22 protein-coding genes are annotated in these 25,250 nt (G+C 74.1%); 2 read left to right on the forward strand and 20 right to left on the reverse strand.

From position 1 onward, the window contains the following. Nucleotides 1-360: 360 nt before the first annotated feature. Entirely contained in the window at nucleotides 361-1,794 is a 1,434-nt protein-coding gene (locus ABZ457_RS08495; RefSeq protein WP_359155316.1) for a transcription antitermination factor NusB, read from the reverse strand. Nucleotides 1,795-1,829: 35 nt separating this feature from the next. Beyond that, the gene (gene fmt / locus ABZ457_RS08500) at nucleotides 1,830-2,783 is read right to left on the reverse strand and encodes a methionyl-tRNA formyltransferase (RefSeq protein ID WP_018850098.1); all 954 of its coding nucleotides are present in this window, start codon (nucleotides 2,781-2,783) and stop codon (nucleotides 1,830-1,832) included. A gap of 275 nt (nucleotides 2,784-3,058) precedes the next feature. Here fmt and ABZ457_RS08505 point away from each other — a divergent pair, with 275 nt between their 5' ends. Then, nucleotides 3,059-3,565 carry a hypothetical protein gene (locus tag ABZ457_RS08505; protein WP_359155319.1) on the forward strand — a complete coding sequence of 169 codons (507 nt, stop codon included), beginning with the start codon at nucleotides 3,059-3,061 and terminating at the stop codon, nucleotides 3,563-3,565. A 306-nt stretch (nucleotides 3,566-3,871) separates the two neighbouring features. Here ABZ457_RS08505 and ABZ457_RS08510 read toward each other — a convergent pair whose 3' ends face one another. The 14 genes from ABZ457_RS08510 to pyrR all read right to left on the reverse strand — a co-directional run bounded on the left by ABZ457_RS08510 (nucleotide 3,872) and on the right by pyrR (nucleotide 20,997). Then, a complete protein-coding gene (locus ABZ457_RS08510; protein WP_359155321.1) occupies nucleotides 3,872-6,019 on the reverse strand; it encodes a primosomal protein N' in 2,148 nt (715 codons plus the stop codon). 132 nt (nucleotides 6,020-6,151) lie between these two features. Beyond that, nucleotides 6,152-7,360 (reverse strand): methionine adenosyltransferase, encoded by a 1,209-nt coding sequence (metK, locus tag ABZ457_RS08515; protein ID WP_359155323.1) that lies wholly within the window; start codon nucleotides 7,358-7,360, stop codon nucleotides 6,152-6,154. 672 nt (nucleotides 7,361-8,032) lie between these two features. Next, entirely contained in the window at nucleotides 8,033-9,289 is a 1,257-nt protein-coding gene (gene coaBC / locus ABZ457_RS08520; protein ID WP_359155325.1) for a bifunctional phosphopantothenoylcysteine decarboxylase/phosphopantothenate--cysteine ligase CoaBC, read from the reverse strand. A 119-nt stretch (nucleotides 9,290-9,408) separates the two neighbouring features. Further along, complete coding sequence (gene rpoZ / locus ABZ457_RS08525; protein WP_005319902.1) at nucleotides 9,409-9,681, reverse strand: DNA-directed RNA polymerase subunit omega; 273 nt, start codon at nucleotides 9,679-9,681, stop codon at nucleotides 9,409-9,411. A 43-nt stretch (nucleotides 9,682-9,724) separates the two neighbouring features. Beyond that, nucleotides 9,725-10,288, reverse strand: coding sequence for a guanylate kinase (gmk, locus tag ABZ457_RS08530; RefSeq protein WP_359155327.1), 564 nt, complete (start codon nucleotides 10,286-10,288; stop codon nucleotides 9,725-9,727). Between the two features lie 95 nt (nucleotides 10,289-10,383). After that, on the reverse strand, nucleotides 10,384-10,707 hold the full coding sequence (locus ABZ457_RS08535) for an integration host factor (RefSeq protein ID WP_005319887.1): 324 nt from the start codon (nucleotides 10,705-10,707) through the stop codon (nucleotides 10,384-10,386). Between the two features lie 303 nt (nucleotides 10,708-11,010). Next, nucleotides 11,011-11,859, reverse strand: coding sequence for an orotidine-5'-phosphate decarboxylase (gene pyrF, locus ABZ457_RS08540; RefSeq protein ID WP_359155329.1), 849 nt, complete (start codon nucleotides 11,857-11,859; stop codon nucleotides 11,011-11,013). Beyond that, nucleotides 11,856-12,962, reverse strand: a complete 1,107-nt coding sequence (locus ABZ457_RS08545) for a quinone-dependent dihydroorotate dehydrogenase (protein WP_359155387.1) — start codon at nucleotides 12,960-12,962, stop codon at nucleotides 11,856-11,858. The genes pyrF and ABZ457_RS08545 overlap by 4 nt, the downstream gene beginning before the upstream one ends. A 58-nt stretch (nucleotides 12,963-13,020) precedes the next feature. Continuing rightward, nucleotides 13,021-16,329: a carbamoyl-phosphate synthase large subunit gene (gene carB, locus ABZ457_RS08550; RefSeq protein ID WP_359155332.1), complete on the reverse strand. Its 3,309-nt coding sequence runs from the start codon at nucleotides 16,327-16,329 to the stop codon at nucleotides 13,021-13,023. Then, nucleotides 16,322-17,473 (reverse strand): glutamine-hydrolyzing carbamoyl-phosphate synthase small subunit, encoded by a 1,152-nt coding sequence (gene carA, locus ABZ457_RS08555; RefSeq protein ID WP_359155334.1) that lies wholly within the window; start codon nucleotides 17,471-17,473, stop codon nucleotides 16,322-16,324. The genes carB and carA overlap by 8 nt, the downstream gene beginning before the upstream one ends. Continuing rightward, nucleotides 17,470-18,057, reverse strand: a complete 588-nt coding sequence (locus ABZ457_RS08560; RefSeq protein ID WP_359155335.1) for a hypothetical protein — start codon at nucleotides 18,055-18,057, stop codon at nucleotides 17,470-17,472. Before ABZ457_RS08560 ends, carA begins: the two co-directional genes overlap by 4 nt. Beyond that, entirely contained in the window at nucleotides 18,054-19,340 is a 1,287-nt protein-coding gene (locus ABZ457_RS08565) for a dihydroorotase (protein ID WP_359155337.1), read from the reverse strand. The genes ABZ457_RS08560 and ABZ457_RS08565 overlap by 4 nt, the downstream gene beginning before the upstream one ends. A gap of 4 nt (nucleotides 19,341-19,344) precedes the next feature. Then, entirely contained in the window at nucleotides 19,345-20,322 is a 978-nt protein-coding gene (locus tag ABZ457_RS08570) for an aspartate carbamoyltransferase catalytic subunit (protein WP_359155339.1), read from the reverse strand. 90 nt (nucleotides 20,323-20,412) lie between these two features. Beyond that, a complete protein-coding gene (gene pyrR, locus ABZ457_RS08575; protein WP_359155341.1) occupies nucleotides 20,413-20,997 on the reverse strand; it encodes a bifunctional pyr operon transcriptional regulator/uracil phosphoribosyltransferase PyrR in 585 nt (194 codons plus the stop codon). A gap of 230 nt (nucleotides 20,998-21,227) precedes the next feature. Between pyrR and bldD the strand changes: the two genes are divergently transcribed. Further along, nucleotides 21,228-21,728 (forward strand): transcriptional regulator BldD, encoded by a 501-nt coding sequence (bldD, locus tag ABZ457_RS08580; RefSeq protein ID WP_030355502.1) that lies wholly within the window; start codon nucleotides 21,228-21,230, stop codon nucleotides 21,726-21,728. Nucleotides 21,729-21,924: 196 nt separating this feature from the next. Here the strand turns inward: bldD and nusB are convergent, their stop codons facing one another. The 4 genes from nusB to ABZ457_RS08600 all read right to left on the reverse strand — a co-directional run bounded on the left by nusB (nucleotide 21,925) and on the right by ABZ457_RS08600 (nucleotide 25,190). Then, nucleotides 21,925-22,356 (reverse strand): transcription antitermination factor NusB, encoded by a 432-nt coding sequence (nusB, locus tag ABZ457_RS08585; protein ID WP_018850084.1) that lies wholly within the window; start codon nucleotides 22,354-22,356, stop codon nucleotides 21,925-21,927. A gap of 2 nt (nucleotides 22,357-22,358) precedes the next feature. After that, nucleotides 22,359-22,925 carry an elongation factor P gene (gene efp, locus ABZ457_RS08590; RefSeq protein WP_359155344.1) on the reverse strand — a complete coding sequence of 189 codons (567 nt, stop codon included), beginning with the start codon at nucleotides 22,923-22,925 and terminating at the stop codon, nucleotides 22,359-22,361. Between the two features lie 50 nt (nucleotides 22,926-22,975). Next, nucleotides 22,976-24,085, reverse strand: a complete 1,110-nt coding sequence (locus tag ABZ457_RS08595; protein ID WP_359155346.1) for an aminopeptidase P family protein — start codon at nucleotides 24,083-24,085, stop codon at nucleotides 22,976-22,978. A 181-nt stretch (nucleotides 24,086-24,266) separates the two neighbouring features. Continuing rightward, nucleotides 24,267-25,190 carry an AAA family ATPase gene (locus tag ABZ457_RS08600; protein WP_359155348.1) on the reverse strand — a complete coding sequence of 308 codons (924 nt, stop codon included), beginning with the start codon at nucleotides 25,188-25,190 and terminating at the stop codon, nucleotides 24,267-24,269. Between the last annotated feature and the right edge of the window lie 60 nt (nucleotides 25,191-25,250).

Genomic DNA, 25,250 nt, shown 5'->3' on the forward strand with positions numbered 1-25,250 from the left:
GGGGCACGGCCGGGGCGCGCCGCGGCCCGCGAGCGGCAGGACCGGGGGCGGCCACGCCCCCTCGGGGCCGACCGGGTTCCGGCCGCGCGGCCCGGGCTGCGGTCAGGCGGTGAGGCAACGCCGGGGCGTCAGGCAGCGTGGGACGCCGCGCCCTCGGGGCCGACCGGGTTCCGGCCGCGCGTCCCGGGCACTGGGCCGTCAGGCAGCGCGGCACGGCTGCGCGAGCGGCACGGCCGACGGGGACCGGCAGGTTCCGGCCGCGCGGCCCGGGCGGCAGGCAGGCAGGCAGGCAGGCAGCACGGCGGCCGCAGGGCGCCGGGCCGTCAAGCGGCGCCGTGCGGCGCGGCAGCGCGGGGGCCGTCAGGCCGTGCGGCGCAGCAGCGCCAGGTACATCGCGTCGGTGCCGTGCAGATGCGGCCAGAGCTGGACGTCCGGGCCGTCGCCGAGAGCCGGGACCCCGGGCATCAGCGGGCGGGCGTCGATCCACTCGGCGGAGAGGGCCGGTCCGCCGCGGCCGCGCAGCACGTCTTCCACCACGACCCGGGTCTCCGCGAGGTGCGGGGAGCAGGTCGCGTACCCGACGACCCCGCCGACGCGCACCGCGCCCAGCGCCTGCCGGAGCAGGCCGCGCTGGAGCGGGGCGAAGCCGTCGAAGTCCTCGGGGCGGCGGCGCCAGCGGGCCTCCGGGCGGCGGCGCAGCGCGCCGAGGCCCGAGCAGGGGACGTCGACGAGGACCCGGTCGAAGGTGCCCTCGCGCCACGGCGGGCGGGTCCCGTCGGCGGCGATCACCGTGTACGGGCCGGGGTTGCCGGCCAGCGCCCGCCCGACGAGCCGGGCCCGGTGCGGCTGCTTCTCCGAGGCCAGCAGGAAGGCGCCCCGCTCCGCGGCGAGCGCGCCCAGCAGGGCCGCCTTGCCCCCGGGGCCGGCGCAGCCGTCGAGCCAGCGCCGGTCGGGGCCGTCCAGCGGGGCGGCGGCCAGCGCGAGGGCGACCAGCTGGCTGCCCTCGTCCTGGACCCCGGCCCGGCCCTCGCGGACCGCCTCGATCGCGCCCGGCTCGCCGCCCTCCGCGAGCCGTACCGCGTGCGGGGACCAGCGCCCGGGCAGCGCCTGGTCCTGCCCCACCGCGTCCAGCAGTTCGGCCGCGGTGACCCGGCCCGGCCGGGCGACGAGGGTGACCTCGGGCCGCTCGTTGTCCGCCTCCAGCAGGTCCTCGATGCCCGCGCGCCCGCCGCCGAGGGCGTCCCACAGGGCCGAGACCACCCAGCGCGGGTGGGAGTGGACGACGGCGAGGTGGTCCTCCGCGTCCTCCTCGAAGGGCGGGGCGACCCGCTCCAGCCAGGCGTCCAGGTCCTCCTGGGAGATCTTGCGCAGCACCGCGTTGACGAACTTGGCCCGGCCGTCGCCGAGGACCACCCGGGCCAGTTCGACGGTGGCCGAGACGGCCGCGTGGGTCGGGATGCGGGTGCCGAGGAGCTGGTGGGCGCCGAGGGCGAGGACGTCGAGGACCGGCGGGTCCACCTCGCGCAGCGGACGGTCCACGCAGGCGGCGATGATCGCGTCGTAGGTGCCCTGGCGGCGCAGGGTGCCGTAGACCAGCTCGGTCGCCAGCGCCGCGTCCCGCCCGTCGAAGTCGCCGCCCGCGCGGGCCTTCTTCAGCAGCGGCGGCAGGACGAGGTTCGCGTACGCCCCCCGTTCGTCGACCGCACGCAGCGCCTCGAAGGCGAGGATCCGGACCGGATCCTTCTTGGGGCGGCGGTGCGGCTTGGGGGGACGGCGACGGGCCTGCTCGCTCAAAAGGTGCTCCGCGTTCGGGGTGGGGTGGATCCCCCTCAGCCTACGTCCGCCGTGGCCAGGCGCTCACCGGGGGCGATCCGCGTCCCGCGGGCCCAGTCGGCCGCGCGCATCGGCTTCTTGCCCTGCGGCTGGACCCACAGCAGCTCCACCGCGTGCGAACCGGTGCCCGCGTAGACGTTGTTCTTGCCGGCCGCCAGCTCCCCGGGGGCGAGGGCCGCGAGGTCCGCGCGGTCGGGCAGCAGGGCGAGCTGGATCAGCTTCAGCCGCTCGCCCCGGAAGACGGTCCAGGCGCCGGGCGCCGGGGTGCAGGCGCGCACCACGCGGTCGACGCGCAGGGCCGGGGCCCGGAAGTCGACGTGCGCGTCCTCGACGGTGATCTTCGGGGCGAGGGTGACGCCGTCGGCGGGCTGCGGGACGGCGTGCAGGGTGCCGTCCTCGATGCCGTCCATGGTCGCGGCGAGCAGCCCGGCACCCGCGAAGGCGAGACGGGTGAGCAGGTCGCCGCTGGTGTCGGTGGGCCGCACGGGCTCGGTGACCACGCCGTACACCGGCCCGGAGTCGAGCCCCTCCTCGATCTGGAAGGTGGCCGCGCCGGTCATCTCGTCCCCGGCCATCACGGCGTGCTGGACGGGGGCCGCGCCGCGCCAGGCGGGCAGCAGGGAGAAGTGCAGGTTGACCCAGCCGCGGGCCGGGATCGCGAGGGCGCTCTTGGGCAGCAGGGCCCCGTAGGCGACGACGGGGCAGCAGTCCGGGGCGATCTCGCGCAGCCGCGCCAGGAAGTCCTCGTCGCGCGGCTTCACGGGCTTGAGGACCTCGATGCCGGCCTCCTCCGCGCGCTGGGCGACCGGGCTCGCGACCAGGTGCCGGCCCCGGCCCGCCGGGGCGTCGGGGCGGGTGACGACGGCGGCGATCTCGTGCCGCCCGGAGGCGATCAGGGCGTCCAGGGCGGGGACGGCGACCTCGGGGGTACCTGCGAAGACGAGCTTCATCGGTGGCTGACTGCCTCTCGGGGCGGGAACGGGCGGAACGGGCTCGCGCGGACGGGAACCGTCGGCGACGGCGGCGCGCACGGCGACGGGCAGCTCACCAGTCTATGACCCGTGGGCGCAGGGGGCGTACGCGAGCACGCGCGCCCCGCGCATATGCGCATACGCCCCGAAGCGTGACCACATCGGCGCCTGGCGCGTTGGTCAAGAGAGATTGACCGAAGCGGGCCGCCGGTACGCGGCCCGATCCTTTCAACGCCGGTTCGAGAGGCTTGTCGATGGCCGACCACGCAACCCACGATGCCCAAGCCCGGGCCAGCCTGCACCTGTTGGTGCGGGACATCGAGCGGGTCCGCCGGCAGGTGGACGCATTGCGCACCCTCACCGCCCAGTTGGGCAATGTCTACCGCCCGCGCCGCTCCGGCCCGTCCACGGGCTTCGTCGTCTACGGCAGGGCCCCGGCCCCGACCGTGCGCCTCGCGCAGGAACTGCGGGACAGCGTCGAGACCCTGGTGACCGCGGCCGTGGACTTCGACCGCTCCCTCGGGTTCTCCTGGGACGCCGTCGGGTCCGCGCTCGGCGTCACCAAACAGGCCGTGCACCGCCGTTACGGCTCCCGCCGGGCCACCGCCCCGCCGCAGCCCGGCCCCGTGGACCCGGTCGAGCACACCGCGGACGCCCCGGCGGCCCGCACCCTGCCGGGCCCCCTCCCCTCGGTCCCGGCCGCCCGCTCCATGCCGGCGGACCAGCGCCCGGGCGCCTTCCCCGGCCCCCGCAACGGCTGACGACCCGAGCCCGCGGCACACCCCCGGCCGCAGGCGCCCCGGCCCCGGAGAGCACCTCCTCCGGGGCCGGGGCGCGCCGCGGTCCGGGCACAGCGGCCCCTCGCGCGGGCGGGCCGGACTCCGGCTCGGCCTGCGCCCCGCGCGGGCCGAGCCGGGCACGCCGGTCCCGCGCCACGGCCCCGGGGCGACCGCCTCGCGCAGGCCCGCGTGCGGTCGTTGCCGAAGCAGTGCCCGCGCGGGTGCCGGCGGCCGGCGCGCCGGAGAGCGGGCGGGGCCGCGCGGTCCGCGAGCCCGGCGGCGGGCTCCTCAGCCGATGGAGAGCGGGTCCACCCGGATGCGGACCGGGTCCGCGCCGCCACGGGCCAGGCGGGCCGCCTGGGCCGTCTTCAGGGCGGCGGCCAGGGCCGCGCCACTGCCCGGCGGGACGCGCAGCAGCGCCCGGTCCCACCGCTCTCCCGGGCCTGGCCGGGTCCGGCCGCCCGGGGCACGGCCCGGTCCGGGCGGGGGCAGCGGGACCGGGCCCAACACCTCCGCGTCCGGCGGGAGTTCCGCGGCGGCCAGGAAGGACAGCACGGCCTCGGGCGGCCCGACGACCTCCGCCATCCGGGAGACCGGCGGGAAGCCCAGCTCCGCCCGCTCCGCCAGCTCCCGCAGCGCGTGGCCCACCGGGTCCCAGCGGACCAGGGCCTGCACCGGGCGCAGGGTCGGTTCGGCGACCACGACCACCCGGCCGCCCTCCTCCTGCCCCCGCACCAGCGCGGCCGCCGCGATCCAGCGGCGCAGGGCCTCCTCGCCCGCCCGCAGGTCGGGCCGCCCGAGCATCGCCCAGCCGTCGAGCAGCAGGGCCGCCGCGTAACCGCCCTCGGCGACCGGTTCCGCGCCGGGCGTGGACACCACCAGCGCGGGCCGCCCCGGGACGGCGTCGAGGACATGGTCCCGGCCCGAGGTGCGCACCGGCACCGCCGGGAAGACCCGCCCCAGCTCCTCGGCCGTGCGCCGGGCGCCCACCACGCTCGCCCGGAGCCGGAAGCCGCCGCACTCCGCGCAGTGCCACTCCCCCTCCGCCGCCCCGCACCAGCCGCAGTGCAGATCCCGGGCGTCCGGCGCCTCCAGGGGCCCGGCGCAGCGCCGGCAGCGCGCCGGGGTGCGGCAGCGTTCGCAGGCGAGCCGGGGGACGTAGCCGCGCCGGGGCACCTGGACGAGGACCGGCCCGTGGCGCAGCCCCTCCCGCGCCGCCTCCCAGGCGATGCTGGGCAGCCGGGCGGCCCGGGCCGCCTCGTCCCGCGCCTGGTCCTGGTCGCCGACGGTCCGCACCAGCGGCGCGGCGGCCCGGACCCGGGCCCGGTCGGCGACGAGGGGGGCGGCCCAGCCGCTCTCCACGAGCTGCGCCGCCTCCACCGTGCAGCTCGTGGAGCCGAGCAGGAAGCCGCAGCCGGCGTGGGCGGCGCGCAGCTCCAGGACCTCCCGGACGTGCGGGAAGGGGGCGTTGTCGTCGCTGTGGCTGGCGTCGCCGTCGTCCCAGATCACGACCAGGCCCAGGTCCCGGACGGGGGCGAACATCGCGGCCCGGGTCCCCACTACCGCGCGGACCGAGCCCCGGCGCACCGCGAGCCACTGCGCGTACCGCTTCTGCGGTCCGGACTCGGCGGTCAGCAGGGCGTGCCGGCCGGGGCCGAGGAGGCCGGTGAGGGCCTCGTCCACCCGGGCCGCCCGGCGGCCGTCCGGGACCACGACCAGGGCGCCCCGGCCGGAGGCCAGGGTGGCGGCCACGGCCCGGGCCAGTTCCTCCGGCCAGTGCGGTCCGGGCAGGGCCGTCCACACCGCGCGCGGCGAGCCGCCGCCGGCCAGGGACTCCAGGAAGGCGGGCCCGCGCCCGTACCGCTCCCAGGTGCCGGGCTCGGGGGCGGGCGGGGGCGGCAGGGGCTCCGGGGAGGCGGCCGCCTCCGCCTTGCCGTTGCGCGGCGGGACGGCGAGCTGGAGGACGTCGGCGAGGCTGCCCGCGTACCGGTCGGCGACGGCGCGGGCGAGGCCCAGCATCCCGGGGCTGAGGACGGGCTCGGGCGAGACGACATGGGCGAGGGCGGCGAGTGGCCCGTTGTAGTCCGACTCGGCGAGGCGCTCGACGAGGAAGCCGTCGATCAGGCCGCCGCCCTCGCGCCGCCCGTCCCGCACCTGGTGGGCGCCGGCGCCGAAGCGGACCCGCACCCGCACGCCCGGCTGCGCGGCCTCGTCCAGTTCCTCGGGGACCGCGTAGTCCCAGAGGCGGTCGAGGTGGAGGGCGCCCTTGTCGACCATGACCCGGGCGACGGGCAGCTCCTTGGCCAGGGCGGCGCCCCGCCAGGTGCGCGGCTTGGCCCGCGGCACCTTGGCCCGGCGCACGGTCTCCCGGATGAGCGCGAGCTGCTCCGGCCCGCCGTCGGCGGGCTCCCCGGGCTGCTGGTCGTCGCTGCTCACAGCCCCATTCCTACCAGAGCCCACCGACACCCCGGCCGGCCCGGCGGCCGACGTCCGGACGACCGCCGACAACGCCCGAAGGGCCCCGGACCGCTCGGTCCGGGGCCCTTCGGAGGAGCGGGCGGTCGGTGCCTAGAGGCCCGCCGCCGCGCGCAGCGCGTCCACCCGGTCGGTGCGCTCCCAGGTGAAGTCCGGCAGCTCACGGCCGAAGTGGCCGTACGCGGCGGTCTGGGCGTAGATCGGGCGCAGCAGCTCCAGGTCGCGGATGATCGCGGCCGGGCGCAGGTCGAAGACCTCGGTGATGGCCTGCTCGATCTTCTCGACGTCCGTGGTGGCCGTGCCGAAGGTCTCGACGAAGAGGCCGACGGGCTCGGCCTTGCCGATCGCGTACGCGACCTGGACCTCGCAGCGCGAGGCGAGGCCGGCGGCGACGACGTTCTTCGCGACCCAGCGCATGGCGTACGCGGCGGAGCGGTCGACCTTGGACGGGTCCTTGCCCGAGAAGGCGCCGCCGCCGTGGCGGGCCATGCCGCCGTAGGTGTCGATGATGATCTTGCGGCCGGTGAGGCCGGCGTCGCCCATCGGGCCGCCGATCTCGAAGCGTCCGGTCGGGTTGACCAGCAGGCGGTAGCCCTCGGTGTCGAGCTTGATGCCGTCGTCCACGAGCTGCTTCAGGACGTGCTCGACGACGAACTCGCGGATGTCGGGGGCGAGCAGCGAGTCCAGGTCGATGTCCGAGGCGTGCTGCGAGGAGACCACCACGGTGTCGAGGCGGACGGCCTTGTCGCCGTCGTACTCGATGGTGACCTGCGTCTTGCCGTCGGGGCGCAGGTAGGGGATGGTGCCGTTCTTGCGGACCTCGGACAGGCGGCGGGAGAGCCGGTGGGCGAGGTGGATCGGGAGCGGCATCAGCTCGGGCGTCTCGTCGCACGCGTAGCCGAACATCAGGCCCTGGTCGCCGGCGCCCTGCTTGTCGAGCTCGTCCTCGTCGCCCTCGACGCGCTTCTCGTAGGCGGTGTCGACGCCCTGGGCGATGTCGGGCGACTGCGAGCCGATGGACACCGAGACACCGCAGGAGGCGCCGTCGAAGCCCTTCTTCGAGGAGTCGTAGCCGATGTCGAGGATCCGGTTGCGCACCAGGGTGGGGATGTCGGCCCACGCCTTGGTGGTCACTTCGCCGGCGACGTGCACGAGGCCGGTGGTGATCAGGGTCTCGACGGCAACGCGGGAGGTCGGGTCCTCCCGGAGCAGGGCGTCGAGAATGGTGTCGCTGATCTGGTCGGCGATCTTGTCGGGGTGACCCTCGGTCACGGACTCCGAGGTGAAGAGACGGCGGGACACATCGCTCCCTGGGGTTGCAGCGGCTGCTGGCTGATCATTGACGGACCGGCAGGGGGCTGCGCCCCGCGACGTTCCGCGTATCAGTTTATCGGTCGCGTCCCGGGCTCGGACACCCGTCTCGCACCTTGGGAGCCCGCTGACCTGTGGCGCGCGGTCGAATCGCTACGACGATAGCGCCTGTGCGGTGTGCGCTTCGCGACATTCGCGGGGTTTCTCACAGCCGTCGAACGCCCGACACACTCCGCCCGCGAGGCCCCCGCGAGCGGGGCCTCGCCCCCACCCGAGCCGGGCCCCTCCGCGGCCCGACCGGCGGTCCGGGGACTCGCCGGGTCCCGCCGGTCGACGACTCGGCCCGGCCGAGGAAAGCCCCGCCGCGCGCCGCGCAGGCGTCCCGGGCCCGCCGGGCAGGTCCGGCACCCGAGGCGGGCCGCCCGGGCGGCCCCACCACCGGCCCCGCCCCGGCTCGGCCGGTGGTCGAGCCGGGTCGGGTTCGGAGAGAGCGCCGCCCCGCGCCGCGCAGGCCCCGAGTCCGTGGCCCGGGCCCGCCGGGCAGGTCCGGCTACGCGCCCGGGGCGGGAGCACCGCCCGCGCGGGCCCCCCGCCTCCTCAAGTGCGCCCTGCACGGCGAGGGCCGGGAGCACCGCCCGTGCCCGGGCCGCCGGGCGGGCCCGGCTACGCGCCCGCGCCCGCCCCGCCCCCGAGGCGTGGGGCCACCAGGTCCCAGACCGTGTCGGCCAGCGCCTCCTTCGGGCCGTGCGGGACCGGCGTCTCGGTGCCGTCCGCCGCGAGGACCACCGCCTCGTTCTCCTCCGCGCCGAAGGTGCGGCGCTCGCCCACCTCGTTCACCACCAGCAGGTCGCAGCCCTTGCGGCGGAGCTTGTCGCGGCCGTTGGCGAGGACGTCGTCGGTCTCGGCGGCGAAGCCGACGACCACCTGGTCCGGGCGGGCGCGGTCGGCGGAGATCTCCGCGAGGATGTCCGGGTTGCGGACCAGGGTGATCTCGGGGGCCTCGACGCCGTCCCGCTTCTTGATCTTCCCGGTGGCGTACTCGGCGGGCCGGAAGTCGGCGACGGCGGCGGCCATCACCACCGCGTCGGCGTCGGCGGCCGCCTTCAGCACCGCCTCGCGGAGCTGGATCGCGGTGCCGACGTGGACGACGTCCACGCCCGCCGGGTCCGGCAGCCCGGTGTTGGCCTCGATCAGGGTGACCCGGGCGCCCCGCGCGGCGGCGGTCCGGGCCAACGCGTAGCCCTGCTTGCCAGAGGAGCGGTTGCCCAGGTAACGGACCGGGTCCAGGGGCTCGCGGGTGCCGCCGGCGCTGATCACCAGGTGCCGCCCGGCGAGGTCCGGCGCGGCGGTGCCGCGCGCGAGGACCCGGCGGCAGACCTCGAAGATCTCCCCCGGCTCGGGCAGCCGCCCCTTGCCGGTGTCGACACCGGTGAGCCGGCCGACCGCGGGCTCGATCACGACGGCCCCGCGGCGGCGCAGGGTGGCGACGTTCTCCCGGGTGGCCGGGTGCTCCCACATCTCGGTGTGCATCGCGGGGGCGAACACGACCGGACAGCGCGCGGTGAGCAGGGTGTTGGTGAGCAGGTCGTCGGCGAGCCCGTGGGCGGCCCTGGCGAGCAGGTCGGCGGTGGCGGGCGCGACCACGACCAGGTCGGCGTGCTGGCCGATGCGGACGTGCGGGACCTCGTGGACGTCGTCCCAGACCTCGGTGGAGACCGGGTGCCCGGAGAGGGCGGACCAGGTGGGGGCGCCCACGAAGTGCAGTGCGGACGCGGTGGGGACCACCCGGACCTCGTGCCCGGACTCGGTGAGCCGGCGGAGCAGTTCGCACGCCTTGTAGGCGGCGATGCCGCCGCTGACTCCCAGGACCACCTTCGGCTTGCCCACTGCGCCTCCCCGCGCTCGGATTCTCGACACCATGCTGCACCACTCCCGCCGCGCCGCCCACGGCGGACCATCGCGGCCGGACCGGGCCCGGACAGACCACAGGCCCGGCGGTCGGGCCGCCGGGCCTGTGGGAAGAGCTGGGTACTGCGCCGCTACTGAGCCGGGCCCTCGATGGCCTCGGAGGTCAGCAGACCCGCGTTGATCTCGCGCAGGGCGATCGAGAGCGGCTTCTCGTGGACGTGGGTGTCCACCAGGGGCCCGACGTACTCAAGGAGGCCCTCGCCGAGCTGCGAGTAGTACGCGTTGATCTGACGGGCGCGCTTGGCCGCGTAGATCACGAGGCTGTACTTCGAGTCGGTGGCCTCGAGCAGCTCGTCGATCGGCGGGTTGATGATGCCCTCGGGCGCGGTGATGGAAGAGGACACTCTCTAGCCTTCCGAAGAACTTGCAGAACGATCGGACGTACGATCAAACAACTTCCATCAAGGCTAGCAGCTCACGGGCCACGCCTTCGACGGAGGTGTTCACCAGGGTCGTGTCGAACTCGGCCTCGGCGGCCAGCTCGACCTTGGCCGCGGCGAGGCGGCGCTCGATCACCTCGGCGGACTCGGTGCCCCGGCCGGTGAGCCGGCGGACCAGCTCCTCCCAGCTCGGCGGCGCGAGGAAGACCAGCTGCGACTCCGGCATGGACTCCTTGACCTGCCGGGCGCCCTGGAGGTCGATCTCCAGCAGCACCGGCTCGCCCGTCTCCAGGCGCTCCAGCACCGCGCGGCGCGGGGTGCCGTAGCGGTTGCCCGCGAACTCGGCCCACTCCAGCAGTTCGCCGTTGGCGACCAGCTTGTCGAACTCGTCGTCGGAGACGAAGAAGTACTGGACGCCGTGCTTCTCGCCCGGGCGGGGCTTGCGTGTCGTCGCGGACACCGAGAGCCACACATCGGGGTGAACCTTGCGCATATGCGCGACGACCGTGCTCTTGCCGACCCCCGAGGGGCCGGAGAGCACGGTCAGCCGCGGACGAACCTCTGCTGCCATGCAGCGATTATCCAGGTTCCGGGGAGTGCCCGGGACCGTTCCCGGCAGGACCGGGAAACGGCCGGCGGGCATCCGGACGCCTGCGCGGACGCCTGCTAGGCGGCGCCGCCGCCGAACTCGCGCTCCAGGGACGCGATCTGGTTGGAGCCGAGACCGCGCACGCGGCGGCTCTCGGAGATGCCGAGCCGCTCCATGATCTGCTTGGCGCGGACCTTGCCCACGCCCGGCAGGGACTCCAGGAGGGCGGAGACCTTCATCTTGCCGATGACGTCGTTCTCCTGGCCCTGCTTGATGACCTCGTGGAGGGAGGCGCCGGAGTGCTTGAGTCGATTCTTGACCTCGGCCCGCTCCCGGCGAGCCGCGGCGGCCTTTTCGAGCGCGGCTGCGCGCTGTTCAGGGGTAAGGGGCGGAAGAGCCACGCCTACGTCACCTCGGATGTCGAACTGTCGGATACGGACCGGGCGCGGAACTCGGTCGCTCCGCACCAGGTGAGCGCGCGAACAGTGCGGTACAGCGGCCCTGCTCGTTCGCTCTTCGACGGAGACTAGCGGCCAACAGGGCTCCAGTCAGCGAGAACAGACGAAAAGTCCTGGTCAGCATCGGCCGACCAGGACTTTTCAGACATAATGACCGGGTTTCTGTGAAGAAACTGTCGGGGTCGCGCCCCAGGGACGCGCAGAGCCCCCCGCCGGGGCCACGCACAGCCCTCCGCCGGGGCGCGCTCAGCCCTCCGCCGAGGCCACGGCCTCGCGGACCTCGCCGGCGAACCGGTCCGCCGCCGCGCGCAGCGCCGCCGCGTCCGGGCCGTGGGCGAGGACCCCCCGGCTGACGCTCGGCACCACATTGCGCACCGCGGCCCCGAACACGGCCGGCAGGTCGGCCGCGGTCGCGCCCTGCGCGCCGATCCCGGGGGCCAGCAGCGGGCCGTTGATGTCCAGGTCCGCGCCCGCGTCGCCGAGGGTGGCCCCGACGACCGCGCCGACCGGGCCGAGGGGCGCGGCCCCCTCGTTCTCGGCCCGCATGTGGTCCAGCATCAGCTGGGCCAGGGACCGGCCGTCCGCCGCGGCGGCGCGCTGCACCTCGGCACCCTCCGGGTTGGAGGTGAGCGCCAGCACGAAGACCCCGCTGCCGCTCAGCACGGCCTGGTCCAGCGCGGGGCGCAGTGAGCCGAAGCCGAGGTACGGGGAGAGGGTCACCGCGTCCGAGAAGAGCGGCGAGTCCTTGCGCAGAAAGGCTTCCGCGTAGGCGCCCATCGTGGAGCCGATGTCGCCGCGCTTGGCGTCCATCAGCACCAGGGCCCCGGCGGCGCGGGCCTCCTCGACGGCCTTCTCCAGGACGGCGATGCCCCGGGAGCCGAAGCGCTCGAAGAAGGCGGACTGCGGCTTGAGGACCGCGACCCGGTCGGCGAGCGCCTCGACGGTGGTGCGGGTGAACCGCTCCAGGCCCGCGATGTCGTCGTTCAGGCCCCAGGCGGTGAGCAGGGAGGCGTGCGGGTCGATGCCGACGCAGAGCGGACCGCGGGTGTCCATGGCGTGGCGGAGCCGGGTGCCGAAGGGTTCCAGGGGGCTCATGCGGTGGCTGCCTTCCGTGTCTCGGCGCCGACGGCCTCGGCGAGGGTGGCGTACGGGCTGGCCGCGAGGCGGGCGGCGAGGCCCTTGTGGATCGCGCGGGCGTAGAAGGGGCCCTCGTAGACGAAGGCACTGTAGCCCTGGACGAGGGTGGCCCCGGCGAGGATGCGCTGCCAGGCGTCCTCGGCGTTCTCGACGCCGCCGACGCCGACCAGGGTGATCCGGTCGCCGACACGGGCGTAGAGGCGGCGCAGCACCTCCAGGGAGCGCTCCTTGAGGGGGGCGCCGGAGAGGCCGCCGGTCTCGGCGGTGAGGGCGGCCGGGGAGGCCAGGCCCTCGCGGGCGATGGTGGTGTTGGTGGCGATGATGCCGTCCAGGCCGAGTTCCACGGCCAGGTCGGCGACGGCGTCCACGTCCTCGTCCGCGAGATCGGGGGCGATCTTGACGAGGAGGGGGACGCGGCGGCCGGTGACGGTCCGGTCGGCCGCCTCGCGCACGGCGGTGAGCAGGGGCCGCAGGGACTCGGTGGCCTGGAGGTTGCGCAGCCCGGGGGTGTTGGGCGAGGAGACGTTGACCACCAGGTAGTCGGCGTGCGGGGCGAGCCGCTCGGTGGACTCCACGTAGTCGGCGGCGGCCTCGGCCTCGGGCACGACCTTGGTCTTGCCGATGTTGACGCCGACGGTGGTGCGGAAGACCTCGCGGCGGGCGGCGAGGCGGGCGGCGACCACGGCGGAGCCGTCGTTGTTGAAGCCCATCCGGTTGATCAGGGCCCGGTCCGGGACCAGCCGGAAGAGGCGCTGCTTCGGGTTGCCGGGCTGGGGCCGTGCGGTGACCGTGCCGATCTCGACGTGGTCGAAGCCGAGCATGGCCATGCCGTCGATCGCGACCGCGTTCTTGTCGAAGCCGGCGGCCAGCCCGAAGGGGCCGTGCATGCGCAGGCCGAACGCCTCGGTGCGCAGTTCGGTGAAGCGGGGGGCGAGGGCGGCGGCGAGGAAGGTGCGCAGGACGGGGACGCGGGCCGCGCGGCGGATCCAGCGGAAGGCGAGGTGGTGGGCCCGCTCGGGGTCCATGCGGGTGAAGACGAGTCGGAAGAAGAGCTTGTACACAGCGGTGTCCTCATGGGGCATGAGGAGGGGGACACCGTTTCCGGTGTCCCCCTCGGTGCTAGTTGCGGGCTGCGGTCAGGTGTTCGGCGTGTTCCTGGAGGGAGCGGACGCCGATGTCGCCGCGCCCGAGCGCCTCGATGCCCTGCACGGCGGCGGCGAGGGCCTGGACCGTCGTCAGGCACGGGACGGAGCGGGCGACGGCCGCGGTGCGGATGTCGTAGCCGTCGAGCCGGCCGCCGGTGCCGTAGGGGGTGTTGACGATGAGGTCGACCTCGCCGTCGTGGATGAGCTGGACGATGGTCTTCTCGCCGCCTGGGCCCTCGCCCTCGGACTGCTTGCGGACGACCGTGGCGTGCAGGCCGTTGCGCCGCAGGACCTCGGCGGTGCCGGAGGTGGCCATCAGCTCGAAGCCGTGGGCGACCAGCTCCCGCGCCGGGAAGATCATCGACCGCTTGTCCCGGTTGGCGACGGAGACGAAGGCGCGGCCCTTGGTGGGCAGCGGGCCGTAGGCGCCGGCCTGGGACTTGGCGTAGGCGGTGCCGAAGACCGAGTCGATGCCCATGACCTCGCCGGTGGAGCGCATCTCCGGGCCGAGGACGGTGTCCACGCCGCGGCCGTGCACATCGCGGAAGCGGGTCCACGGCATCACGGCCTCCTTGACGGAGATCGGCGCGTCCATCGGCAGGGTGCCGCCGTCGCCCTGGCGCGGCAGCAGGCCCTCCGCGCGCAGTTCGGCGATGGTGGCGCCGAGCGAGATCCGGGCGGCCGCCTTGGCGAGCGGCACCGCGGTGGCCTTGGAGGTGAAGGGCACGGTCCGCGAGGCGCGGGGGTTGGCCTCCAGGACGTAGAGGATGTCGCCGGCCATCGCGAACTGGATGTTGATCAGTCCGCGGACGCCGACGCCCGCCGCGATGGCCTCGGTGGAGGCGCGCAGCCGCTTGATGTCGTGCCCGCCGAGGGTGATCGGGGGCAGGGCGCAGGCGGAGTCGCCGGAGTGGATGCCGGCCTCCTCGATGTGCTCCATGACGCCGCCGAGGTAGAGCTCATGGCCGTCGTAGAGGGCGTCGACGTCGATCTCGATGGCGTCGTCGAGGAAGCGGTCCACCAGGACCGGGCGGGACGGGGAGATCTCGGTGGACTCGGCGATGTACGCCTCCAGCCGGGTCTCGTCGTAGACGATCTCCATGCCCCGGCCGCCGAGGACGTAGGAGGGGCGGACCAGGACCGGGTAGCCGATCTCGTCCGCGATGGCCTTGGCGCCGGCGAAGGTGGTGGCGGTGCCGTGCTTGGGCGCGGGGAGCCCGGCCTCGGCGAGCACCCGGCCGAAGGCGCCGCGGTCCTCGGCGGCGTGGATGGCCTCCGGGGAGGTGCCGACCACGGGCACGCCGTTGTCCTTGAGGGCCTGGGCGAGGCCCAGCGGGGTCTGGCCGCCGAGCTGGACCACCACACCGGCGATCGGTCCTGCCAGGGACTCGGCGTGCACGATCTCCAGGACGTCCTCCAGGGTGAGCGGCTCGAAGTAGAGCCGGTCGGAGGTGTCGTAGTCGGTGGAGACGGTCTCGGGGTTGCAGTTGACCATGACGGTCTCGTAGCCGGCGTCGTGCAGCGCGAAGGAGGCGTGGACGCAGGAGTAGTCGAACTCGATGCCCTGGCCGATGCGGTTGGGGCCCGAGCCGAGGATGATCACCGCGGGCTTCTCGCGCGGGGCGACCTCGGACTCCTCGTCGTAGGAGGAGTAGAAGTACGGGGTCCGCGCGGCGAACTCGGCGGCGCAGGTGTCGACGGTCTTGTAGACCGGGCGGACGCCGAGGGCGTGGCGGACCTCGCGGACGACGTCCTCGCGCAGGCCGCGGATGTCGGCGATCTGGGCGTCGGAGAAGCCGTGGCGCTTGGCGTCGGCGAGCAGCTCGGGGGTGAGCTTGTCGGCGGCGGCCAGTTCGTCGGCGTGCTCCTTGATCAGGAAGAGCTGGTCGACGAACCAGGGGTCGATCCGGGTCGCGTCGAAGACCTCCTCGGGGGTGGCCCCGGCGCGGATGGCCTCCATCACGAGGTTGATCCGGCCGTCGGTGGGCCGCACGGCCTCGCGCAGCAGCTCGGCCTTGTCGCCGACCGGGCCGGTGAAGGCGAACTGGCTGCCCTTCTTCTCCAGCGAGCGCAGGGCCTTCTGGAGGGCCTCGGTGAAGTTGCGGCCGATGGCCATGGCCTCGCCGACCGACTTCATGGTGGTGGTGAGGGTGGAGTCGGCCTGCGGGAACTTCTCGAAGGCGAAGCGGGGGGCCTTGACGACCACGTAGTCGAGGGTCGGCTCGAAGGAGGCCGGCGTCTTCTCGGTGATGTCGTTGGGGATCTCGTCGAGGGTGTAGCCGACGGCGAGCTTGGCGGCGATCTTGGCGATCGGGAAGCCGGTGGCCTTGGAGGCGAGGGCCGAGGAGCGGGAGACGCGCGGGTTCATCTCGATGACGATGATCCGGCCGTCCGCCGGGTCGACGGCGAACTGGATGTTGCAGCCGCCGGTGTCGACGCCGACCTCGCGGATGATCGCGATGCCGATGTCCCGCAGCCGCTGGTACTCGCGGTCGGTCAGGGTCATCGCGGGGGCGACGGTGATGGAGTCGCCGGTGTGGACGCCCATCGGGTCGAAGTTCTCGATGGAGCAGACGACCACGACGTTGTCGTTCTTGTCGCGCATCAGCTCCAGCTCGTACTCCTTCCAGCCGAGGATGGACTCCTCCAGGAGCACTTCGGTGGTCGGGGAGAGCGTGAGGCCCTGGCCGGCGATGCGGCGCAGCTCCTCCTCGTCGTGGGCGAAGCCGGAGCCGGCGCCGCCCATGGTGAAGGAGGGGCGCACGACGACCGGGTAGCCGCCGAGGGTGTCGACGCCGGCGAGGACGTCGTCCATGGTGTGGCAGATGACCGAGCGGGCGGACTCGCCGTGGCCGATCTTCCGCCGGACCTCCTCGACGACCTCCTTGAACAGGTCGCGGTCCTCGCCCTTGTTGATCGCCTCGACGTTGGCGCCGATCAGCTCGACGCCGTACTTCTCCAGCACCCCCTGCTCGTGCATGGAGATGGCGGTGTTGAGCGCGGTCTGCCCGCCGAGGGTGGGCAGCAGGGCGTCGGGGCGCTCCTTGGCGATGATCTTCTCGACGAACTCGGGGGTGATCGGCTCGACGTAGGTGGCGTCGGCGATCTCCGGGTCGGTCATGATCGTGGCCGGGTTGGAGTTGACCAGGATCACCCGCAGGCCCTCGGCCTTGAGGACGCGGCACGCCTGGGTGCCGGAGTAGTCGAACTCGGCGGCCTGGCCGATGACGATCGGGCCGGAGCCGATGACCAGGACGGACTGGATATCGGTGCGCTTAGGCACGCTCGGCCTCCATCTGGGCGGTGCTCATCAGAGATACGAAGCGGTCGAAGAGGTACGCGGCGTCGTGCGGGCCGGCGGCCGCCTCGGGGTGGTACTGGACGCTGAAGGCCGGGCGGTCGAGGAGCCGCAGCCCCTCCACCACGTCGTCGTTGAGGCAGACGTGGGAGACCTCGGCGCGGCCGTAGGGGGTGTCGGAGACGCGGTCGAGGGGGGCCTCGACGGCGAACCCGTGGTTGTGCGCGGTGACCTCCACCTTGCCGGTGGTGCGGTCCTGCACGGGCTGGTTGATGCCCCGGTGGCCGTACTTGAGCTTGTAGGTGCCGAAGCCGAGGGCCCGGCCGAGGAGCTGGTTGCCGAAGCAGATCCCGAACAGCGGGGTGCCGCGCTCCAGGACCGCCTTGACGACGGTCAGGTCGGCGGTGGCGGGGTCGCCGGGGCCGTTGGAGAGGAAGACGCCGTCCGGCTCGACGGCGTAGACCTGCTCGACCGTGACGGTGGCGGGCAGGACGTGCACCTCGATGCCGCGTTCGGCCATCCGCCGCGGGGTCATGCCCTTGATGCCGAGGTCGAGGGCGGCGACGGTGAACTTCTTCTCGCCCACGGCCGGCACCACGTACGGCTCGGTGGTGGCGACCTCGGCGGCGAGGGCGGCGCCCTTCATCGCGGGGGCCTGCCGGACCCGGTCGAGGAGGGCGGCCTCGTCGGCCAGGGCCTCGCCGGAGAAGATGCCGACGCGCATGGCGCCGCGCTCGCGCAGGTGCCGGGTGAGGGCGCGGGTGTCGATCCCGGAGATGCCGACGACGCCCTGGGCGGTCAGCTCGTCGTCCAGGGTGCGGCGGGAGCGCCAGTTGGACGGGACGCGGGCGGGGTCGCGGACGACGTATCCGGCGACCCAGATCCGCCGGGACTCGTCGTCCTCGTCGTTGTAGCCGGTGTTGCCGACGTGCGGGGCGGTCATCACGACGACCTGCCGGTGGTACGACGGGTCGGTGAGGGTCTCCTGGTAGCCGGTCATACCGGTGTTGAAGACCGCCTCGCCGAAGGTCTCCCCCACGGCCCCGTAGGCGCGGCCGCGGAAGGTGCGGCCGTCCTCCAGGACGAGCACGGCGGGAGCGGTGGCCGCTCCCCTGGTGGAGGTGGTCATCGTGCGGTGCCTTCCGTCGTCTTGATCATGTCGTTGAGGGTGTCGGCCCAGGTGGTCTGCTCGGCGGCCCGGTCGGAGCGGAAGCCGGAGTCGATCAGCCGCTCGCCGTGCTGCCAGGTGACGATCAGCAGACCGCCCTCGGCGAGGACCTTGCCGGCGATCCCCTTGTCGAGGCGGGCCTCGCGCAGGGCGTCGGCGGGCACGAAGAAGTCCCGGGCGCCGGGGCGGACGACCGCGAGCCCGGCGTCGGTGAGGGTGAGTTCCACGCGGCTGCGGACGCCGAGGCCGTGGGCGACGATCCGGTCCAGCCACTGCCCGGCGGTGGTGGAGCCGTGGTAGCGGCCGGACAGGGTGAGCCTCGGCTCGCCGGGCGCCTCGGGCAGGGCGGGCAGCTCGGGCAGGTCCGACTGGAGGCTGCCGCGCCACTTCCAGCCCTGGCGCATCAGCCAGTAGACGAAGGCGACGAAGATCAGCAGTCCGACGGTCCACCCGATGCGCGCGGCCCAGTCGGTCACCTCCGCCGACTTCCGCTCGGCGGCGGTGTTCGCCGCGGTGAGGGCCAGATTCACAAGTGCAGGTGTCACGCCAGCTTCCCGTCCATGAGCGTCGCACGGCCCCGCAGGAAGGTGTGCGTCACGCGCCCGGGCAGCTCGCGGCCCTCGTAGGGGGTGTTGCGGCTGCGGGAGGCGAAGCCCGCGGGGTCCACGACACCACGGTAAGCCGGATCGACCAGGGTGAGGTTGGCGGGCTCACCAGCCGAGACGGGCCGTCCGTGGCCCTTGGCCCCGCCGATGCGGGCGGGCGCGAAGGACATCCGCTCGGCGACGCCCGCCCAGTCCAGGAGCCCGGTCTCCACCATGGTCTGCTGGACGACGGAGAGCGCGGTCTCCAGGCCGACCATGCCCATGGCGGCCGCGGCCCACTCGCAGTCCTTGTCCTCGTGCGGGTGGGGGGCGTGGTCGGTGGCGACGATGTCGATGGTGCCGTCGGCGAGCGCCTCGCGCAGGGCCATCACGTCCCGCTCGGTGCGCAGCGGCGGGTTGACCTTGTAGACCGGGTTGTAGCTGCGCACCAGCTCGTCGGTGAGGAGCAGGTGGTGTGGGGTGACCTCGGCGGTGACGTCGATGCCGCGGGACTTGGCCCAGCGGACGATCTCGACGGAGCCGGCGGTCGACAGGTGGCAGATGTGGACGCGGGAGCCGACGTGCTCGGCGAGGAGGACGTCCCGGGCGATGATCGACTCCTCGGCGACGGCGGGCCAGCCGCCCAGGCCGAGTTCGGCGGAGACGACGCCCTCGTTCATCTGGGCGCCCTCGGTCAGCCGGGGCTCCTGGGCGTGCTGGGCGATGACCCCGCCGAAGGCCTTCACGTACTCCAGGGCGCGGCGCATGATCACGGCGTCGTCCACGCACTTGCCGTCGTCGGAGAAGACGGTGACGCCGGCGGCGGACTCGTGCATGGCGCCCAGCTCGGCGAGCTTGCGGCCCTCCAAGCCGACGGTGACGGCGCCGATGGGCTGCACGTCGCAGTAGCCGGACTCCTTGCCGAGTCGGTAGACCTGCTCGACCACGCCGGCGGTGTCGGCGACCGGGTGGGTGTTGGCCATGGCGAAGACGGCGGTGTAGCCGCCGCTCGCGGCGGCCCGGGTGCCGGTGAGGACGGTCTCGGAGTCCTCGCGGCCGGGCTCGCGCAGATGGGTGTGGAGGTCGACCAGGCCCGGCAGGAGGATCTGCCCGGCGGCGTCGACCACCTCGGCGCCCTCGGCGGACAGCCCCGTACCGGTCTCGGCGATCACCGCGCCGTCGACCAGCACGTCCAGCGCCTCGCCGCCCAGCAGCCTCGCACCGCGGATCAGGATCTTGCTCATGGTCTTACTTCTCCTCGGTACGGGGGTTGGGGGCGTCGGACTCGTTGCCGCCGAGCAGCAGGTAGAGCACGGCCATCCGGATGGACACACCGTTGGCGACCTGCTCGATCACGGTGCAGCGGTCGGAGTCGGCGACCTCGGCGGTGATCTCCATGCCGCGGACCATCGGGCCGGGGTGCATCACGATCGCGTGGCCGGGCATCTTCGCCATCCGGTCGCCGTCGAGGCCGTAGCGACGGGAGTACTCGCGCTCGGTGGGGAAGAAGGCCGCGTTCATGCGCTCGCGCTGGACGCGGAGCATCATCACGGCGTCCGACTTGGTGAGGACGCTGTCGAGGTCGTAGGAGACCTCGCAGGGCCAGTGCTCCACGCCGACGGGGACCAGGGTGGGCGGGGCGACGAGGGTGACCTCGGCGCCGAGGGTGTGCAGCAGGTCGACGTTGGAGCGGGCGACCCGGCTGTGCAGGATGTCGCCGACGACCGTGATCCGCCGGCCGGCCAGGTCCTGGCCGATCCCGGCGTCCGGACCGATCAGGCGGCGGCGCATGGTGAAGGCGTCCAGCAGGGCCTGGGTGGGGTGCTGGTGGGTGCCGTCGCCGGCGTTGATGACGGGGGCGTCGATCCAGCCGGAGGTGGCGAGCCGGTAGGGCGCGCCGGAGGCGCCGTGCCGGATGACGACGGCGTCGACGCCCATGGCCTCCAGGGTCTGGGCGGTGTCCTTCAGCGACTCGCCCTTGGAGACGCTGGAGCCCTTGGCGGCGAAGTTGATGACATCGGCGGAGAGGCGCTTCTCGGCGGCCTCGAAGGAGATCCGGGTCCGGGTCGAGTCCTCGAAGAAGAGGTTGCAGACCGTGCGGCCGCGCAGGGCGGGCAGTTTCTTGATCGGCCGGTCGGCGACCCGGGCCATCTCCTCGGCGGTGTCGAGGATGCGGACGGCTTCGTCGCGGGTGAGATCGGCGGCCGAGATGAGGTGGCGCATCATCGGGGGTTTTCTCCAGGTCTGTGGAGGTTCGCGAGACGTGCGGGCGCGCGGGAGCGCGCGCCGTACGCGGGGGTGGGGCGTACGGGGGTGCTACTGCTCGCCGGCGGCGGCCGGGGCGGTCCCCCTCAGGCCGAGCAGCACGGTGTCGCGGCCGTCCTCCTCGGCGAGCTGGACCTTGACCGCCTCGCGCAGCGACGTGGGGATGTTCTTGCCCACGTAGTCGGCGCGGATGGGCAGCTCGCGGTGGCCGCGGTCGACGAGGACGGCGAGCTGCACGGCGCGCGGCCGGCCGATGTCGCCGAGGGCGTCGAGGGCGGCGCGGATGGTGCGCCCGGAGAAGAGCACGTCGTCGACGAGGACGACGAGGCGGCCGTCGACGCCGTCGCCGGGGATCTCGGTGCGGGCGAGGGCGCGGGCGGGCTTGAGCCGCAGGTCGTCCCGGTACATGGTGATGTCCAGGGAGCCGACGGGGATCTTCCGGCCGGTGATGCCTTCGAGCTTGTCGGCGAGCCGGCGGGCGAGGAAGACGCCGCGGGTCGGGATGCCGAGAAGTACCACGTCGTCGGCGCCCTTGGCGCGTTCGACGATCTCGTGGGCGATGCGGGTGAGTACCCGCGCGATGTCCGGGGCCTCCAGAACGGGGCGCGGGACCTCGGGGCTGTGCTGTGTGTCCATACGAAACGGACCTCCTTCTCCGCCTCACGGGACGGTTCTTAAAGGACGTCGGAATTGCGCCGTCCACGTTACCAGTGCTTGATGGGTGTACTGATCCGGGTACGCCGGCCCGTGGCCGAAACCGGTCCGGATCATTCGGCTTGACTCAGCCAAGTCACGCTGCGTAACCTCACAGTGAGTTACCAGTCGCGCGGCGGAGCCGCACGTTGTCACAGCGTCCGGGGAGCTATATGTCCAGCGAATACGCAAAGCAGCTCGGGGCCAAGCTCCGCGCCATCCGCACCCAGCAGGGTCTGTCCCTCCACGGCGTGGAGGAGAAGTCCCAGGGGCGCTGGAAGGCCGTGGTGGTGGGCTCCTACGAGCGGGGCGACCGTGCGGTGACGGTGCAGCGCCTCGCCGAGCTGGCGGACTTCTACGGCGTCCCCGTGCAGGAGCTGCTGCCGGGCACCACGCCGGGCGGGGCCGCCGAGCCGCCGCCGAAGCTGGTGCTCGACCTGGAGCGCCTGGCCCACGTCCCGCAGGAGAAGGCCGGCCCGCTCCAGCGGTACGCGGCCACCATCCAGTCCCAGCGCGGCGACTACAACGGCAAGGTGCTGTCGATCCGCCAGGACGACCTGCGCACCCTGGCCGTGATCTACGACCAGTCCCCCTCGGTCCTGACCGAGCAGCTCATCAGCTGGGGTGTGCTGGACGCGGACGCGCGGCGCGCGGTCGCCCACGAGGAGGGCTGATTCCCGGACGGGATCAGCGCTGAAAAAACGTCACGCCGGAGGGCGGAAGCGGTCATCCGCTTCCGCCCTCCGGCGCGTTCGGGCCCCTCGGGGCCCGTTTCTTACGGCGAGAACGCGCCAGGCCCGGTGCGGAGGACGTCGTGTCGCTCCGCACCGGGCCCGGTGCCGCCGGCTCGCTCGCCGCCCCGCCCAGGGGCTACTGGTCGCGGCGGAGGCTCGGCTTGAGGTCCTTGAAGCGGCCCAGCAGGCCGTTCACGAACGAGGGGGACTCGTCGGTGGAGAACTCCTTGGCGAGCTGCACCGCCTCGTCGATCACCACGGCGTCCGGTGTCCCGTCCACCCACACCAGCTCGTAGGCGCCGAGGCGCAGGATGTTCCGGTCGACGACGGGCATCCGGTCGAGGGTCCAGCCGACCGCGTAGGTGGCGATCAGCTCGTCGATGCGGTCGGAGTGCTGCGCATAGCCCTCGACGAGGTCCATGGTGTACTCGGCGACCGGCGGCTGACGGTCGTCGGACCGCGCGTGCCGGACCCAGTCGGCGAGGACGTCCTGCACGGACGCCCCGCGCTGGTCGGCCTCGAAGAGGATCTGGAAGGCACGCTTGCGGGCCTTGTTGCGGGCAGCCACGGTTAGCTGTTCACCCGGCCGAGGTAGTCGCCCGAACGGGTGTCGACCTTGATCTTCTCGCCGGTGGTGATGAACAGCGGGACCTGGATCTCGTAACCGGTCTCCAGGGTGGCGGGCTTGGAGCCACCGGTGGAGCGGTCGCCCTGCACGCCCGGCTCGGTGTGCTGGATCGTCAGCTCGACGGCGGCCGGGAGCTCGACGTAGAGCACCTCGCCCTCGTGCTGCGCGACGCTGGCCGTGAAGCCCTCGATGAGGAAGTTCGCGGCGTCGCCGACCGTCTTGCGGTCGATCATCAGCTGGTCGTACGTCTGCATGTCCATGAAGACGAAGTACTCGCCGTCCATGTACGAGAACTGCATGTCGCGGCGGTCGACGGTGGCCGTCTCGACCTTCACGCCTGCGTTGAAGGTCTTGTCGACGACCTTGCCGGAGAGCACGTTCTTGAGCTTGGTGCGCACGAAGGCCGGGCCCTTGCCGGGCTTGACGTGCTGGAACTCGACGACGGACCAGAGCTGGCCTCCGTCGAGCTTGAGCACCATGCCGTTCTTGAGGTCGTTCGTGGAAGCCACGGTTGCGGAATCTCCTGGACTGACGCTGGTGGACGACCGAGGTACGCGCCCTACAGCGCGAGCAGCTCCTTGGTCGTGATGGTGAGTAGCTCGGGGCCGCCGTCCGCCTCCTGGCGCACGACGAGCGTGTCATCGATCCGGACACCGCCCCGTCCCGGGAGGTGGACCCCCGGTTCGACGGTGACCGGCACGCAAGCGTCCAGTTTACCCATGGCCGCAGGGGCCAGCTGCGGGTCCTCGCCGATTTCGAGCCCCACCCCGTGGCCGGTGCGGGGCGCGAGGTTCTCGCCGTACCCGGCGCCGTCCAGGATCTGCCGGGCGGCGCGGTCCACCTCGCGGTACGCGGCGCCGGGCACCAGCGCCTCCCGTCCGGCCCGCTGAGCGGCGAAGACGAGGTCGTACAGCTCGATCTGCCAGTCCGCCGGGGAGGTGCCGATGACGAAGGTCCGGCCGATCTCGCAGCGGTAGCCGCGGTAGCTGGCGCCGAGCGAGACCGACAGGAAGTCGCCCTCCTCCACCCGCCGGTCCGAGGGCCGGTGGCCGGGGAGCCCGGAGTTGGGGCCGGCGGCGACGCAGGTGGGGAACGCGGGCCCGTCGGCGCCGTGGTCGACGAGGCGGCGCTCCAGCTCCAGGGCGAGGTGCCGTTCGGTGCGGCCGACGAGGATCGATTCGAGGAGTTCACCGAGGGCCTGGTCGGTGATCTCGGCGGCGATCCGCAGCGCCGCGATCTCGTCCTCGTCCTTGACGACGCGCTGCTGCTCGACGGCGGTCCCCAGGTCGGTGACGGTCAGCGCGGGCGCGGCGGCGGCCAGCGCCCGGTGCCGGGCGACGGTCAGATGGTGCTCCTCCACGGCGAGGGAGCCGGCCCCGCCGGCGCGGGCGCGCTCGGCGGCGGCCACGGCGGGGTCGACGCCGCCCGCGGGCAGCACGGCGGTGCGCAGCCCGTCGTCCAGATGTCCTTCCACCGGGTCGCCGGTGGGGGCGCGGGGGCAGAGCAGCGCGTCCTCGGCGCCGGGCCCGAGCAGCAGGACGGCGCCGGGCGGGGCGGCGCCGGCGAGATAGCGGACGTTGGCGGGGCGGGAGACCAGGACGGCGGCGGTCCCGGCCGCCGCACACCGGTCGCGCAGTCGGCCGCGCCGGTCGGCGAACACCTCGGACATTCTCCGAGCGTACGAGCCCGCCGCCGCCTCGGCCCGGTGGCGCGTCCGTCGGTGCGGGCCGGGCTTCCGGGGCGGCCGGAACGGGGCGCGCTCTCCCGGGCGGGGCGGCGCCGGGCGGCCGGGGACGGCGCGCCCCGCCGGGCGGCCGACGTGGCGCGGGCCCGGCGGGTGTCCGGGGCGGCTACCAGCTGGGCGGGCTGGCGATGGCGCGGGCGAGGACGTCGTCCAGGACGCGGGCCGTGGTCTCCACGTCGTACGTGGAGTTGTCGATGATCGGGAGGCCCGAGCCGTACCAGCCCGCCATGCGGCCGTGGATGCCGGCCACCTCCTCGTCGGAGAGGCGGCGGTTGCCGGAACGTTCCGCGTTCCGCTCCAGGACGATCTCCAGGCCCGGGAGGAGGACCACCGGGAGGAGCCCCGGGCCCACATGGCGCTTCCAGCCGCCGAGGCCGACCACGGGCCGGTCGGGGAAGACCGCGTCGTCGAGGATGCAGGAGATGCCGTTGGCGAGGAAGTTGCGCGCGGCGAAGCCGCAGGTGCGGCGGGCCAGGCGGTACTGGGCCTCGGAGTGGTCGTTCCAGCCGTCCTGGGGGTCGGCGAAGCCGGAGCAGACCCACTCGCGCACATCGTCCAGGCTGATGTGGGCGGTGGGGACGCGCCGGGTCCGGGCCCAGTGGCGGGCGACGGTGGTCTTGCCCGCGCCGGCCGGGCCGATCAGGAGCACGGCGAGCATCGCCGTGCCGGTGCCGCCCTCCGCCGGGGGCGGGGCGGGTATCGGCACGGGCTCGCCCGCGGGGAGGCGGACATGGCCGGTGGTGTCCGGCTGCGGCGGCCCGGCGGGCGGCTGCGGTCCGGAGGGGTGCCGGGCCAGGGGGCCGTGCCAGCCGTGCCCGGGAGCGCCGGGCACGGGCGGGGCGACGGGCGGATGCACCGGCGCATGGCCCGGCTGCCCGGGCCCCTGCGGGGCGGGCGCGGCCAGCGGCGGGGGCGGTCCGGCAGGGGGGCCGGGAACCGGTCCCGGGTGATGGGCGCCGGGCGGCCGGCCCGCCGGTCCCTGCCCCGGTCCGTGGGGCGGTGGCGGCGGAGCCCCCACTGCGTGCTGCATCCGGTGCCACTCCGTCTCGTGCGACTGACGCTGAACGGGCGGCCGTTCGGCCTCCCGCCA

The organism is Streptomyces sp. NPDC005805 (assembly GCF_040630445.1).
GTDB lineage: Bacteria > Actinomycetota > Actinomycetes > Streptomycetales > Streptomycetaceae > Streptomyces.

Excerpts from the sequence above, each read along its gene's own strand:
- fmt (WP_018850098.1), bottom strand. The coding sequence starts at position 2,783 with ATGAAGCTCGTCTTCGCAGGTACCCCCGAGGTCGCCGTCCCCGCCCTG.
- ABZ457_RS08505 (WP_359155319.1), top strand. The coding sequence starts at position 3,059 with ATGGCCGACCACGCAACCCACGATGCCCAAGCCCGGGCCAGCCTGCAC.
- coaBC (WP_359155325.1), bottom strand. The coding sequence starts at position 9,289 with ATGGTGTCGAGAATCCGAGCGCGGGGAGGCGCAGTGGGCAAGCCGAAG.
- gmk (WP_359155327.1), bottom strand. The coding sequence starts at position 10,288 with ATGGCAGCAGAGGTTCGTCCGCGGCTGACCGTGCTCTCCGGCCCCTCG.
- pyrF (WP_359155329.1), bottom strand. The coding sequence starts at position 11,859 with ATGAGCCCCCTGGAACCCTTCGGCACCCGGCTCCGCCACGCCATGGAC.
- carA (WP_359155334.1), bottom strand. The coding sequence starts at position 17,473 with ATGACCACCTCCACCAGGGGAGCGGCCACCGCTCCCGCCGTGCTCGTC.
- ABZ457_RS08565 (WP_359155337.1), bottom strand. The coding sequence starts at position 19,340 with ATGAGCAAGATCCTGATCCGCGGTGCGAGGCTGCTGGGCGGCGAGGCG.
- ABZ457_RS08570 (WP_359155339.1), bottom strand. The coding sequence starts at position 20,322 with ATGATGCGCCACCTCATCTCGGCCGCCGATCTCACCCGCGACGAAGCC.
- pyrR (WP_359155341.1), bottom strand. The coding sequence starts at position 20,997 with ATGGACACACAGCACAGCCCCGAGGTCCCGCGCCCCGTTCTGGAGGCC.
- bldD (WP_030355502.1), top strand. The coding sequence starts at position 21,228 with ATGTCCAGCGAATACGCAAAGCAGCTCGGGGCCAAGCTCCGCGCCATC.
- ABZ457_RS08595 (WP_359155346.1), bottom strand. The coding sequence starts at position 24,085 with ATGTCCGAGGTGTTCGCCGACCGGCGCGGCCGACTGCGCGACCGGTGT.
- ABZ457_RS08600 (WP_359155348.1), bottom strand. The coding sequence starts at position 25,190 with ATGCAGCACGCAGTGGGGGCTCCGCCGCCACCGCCCCACGGACCGGGG.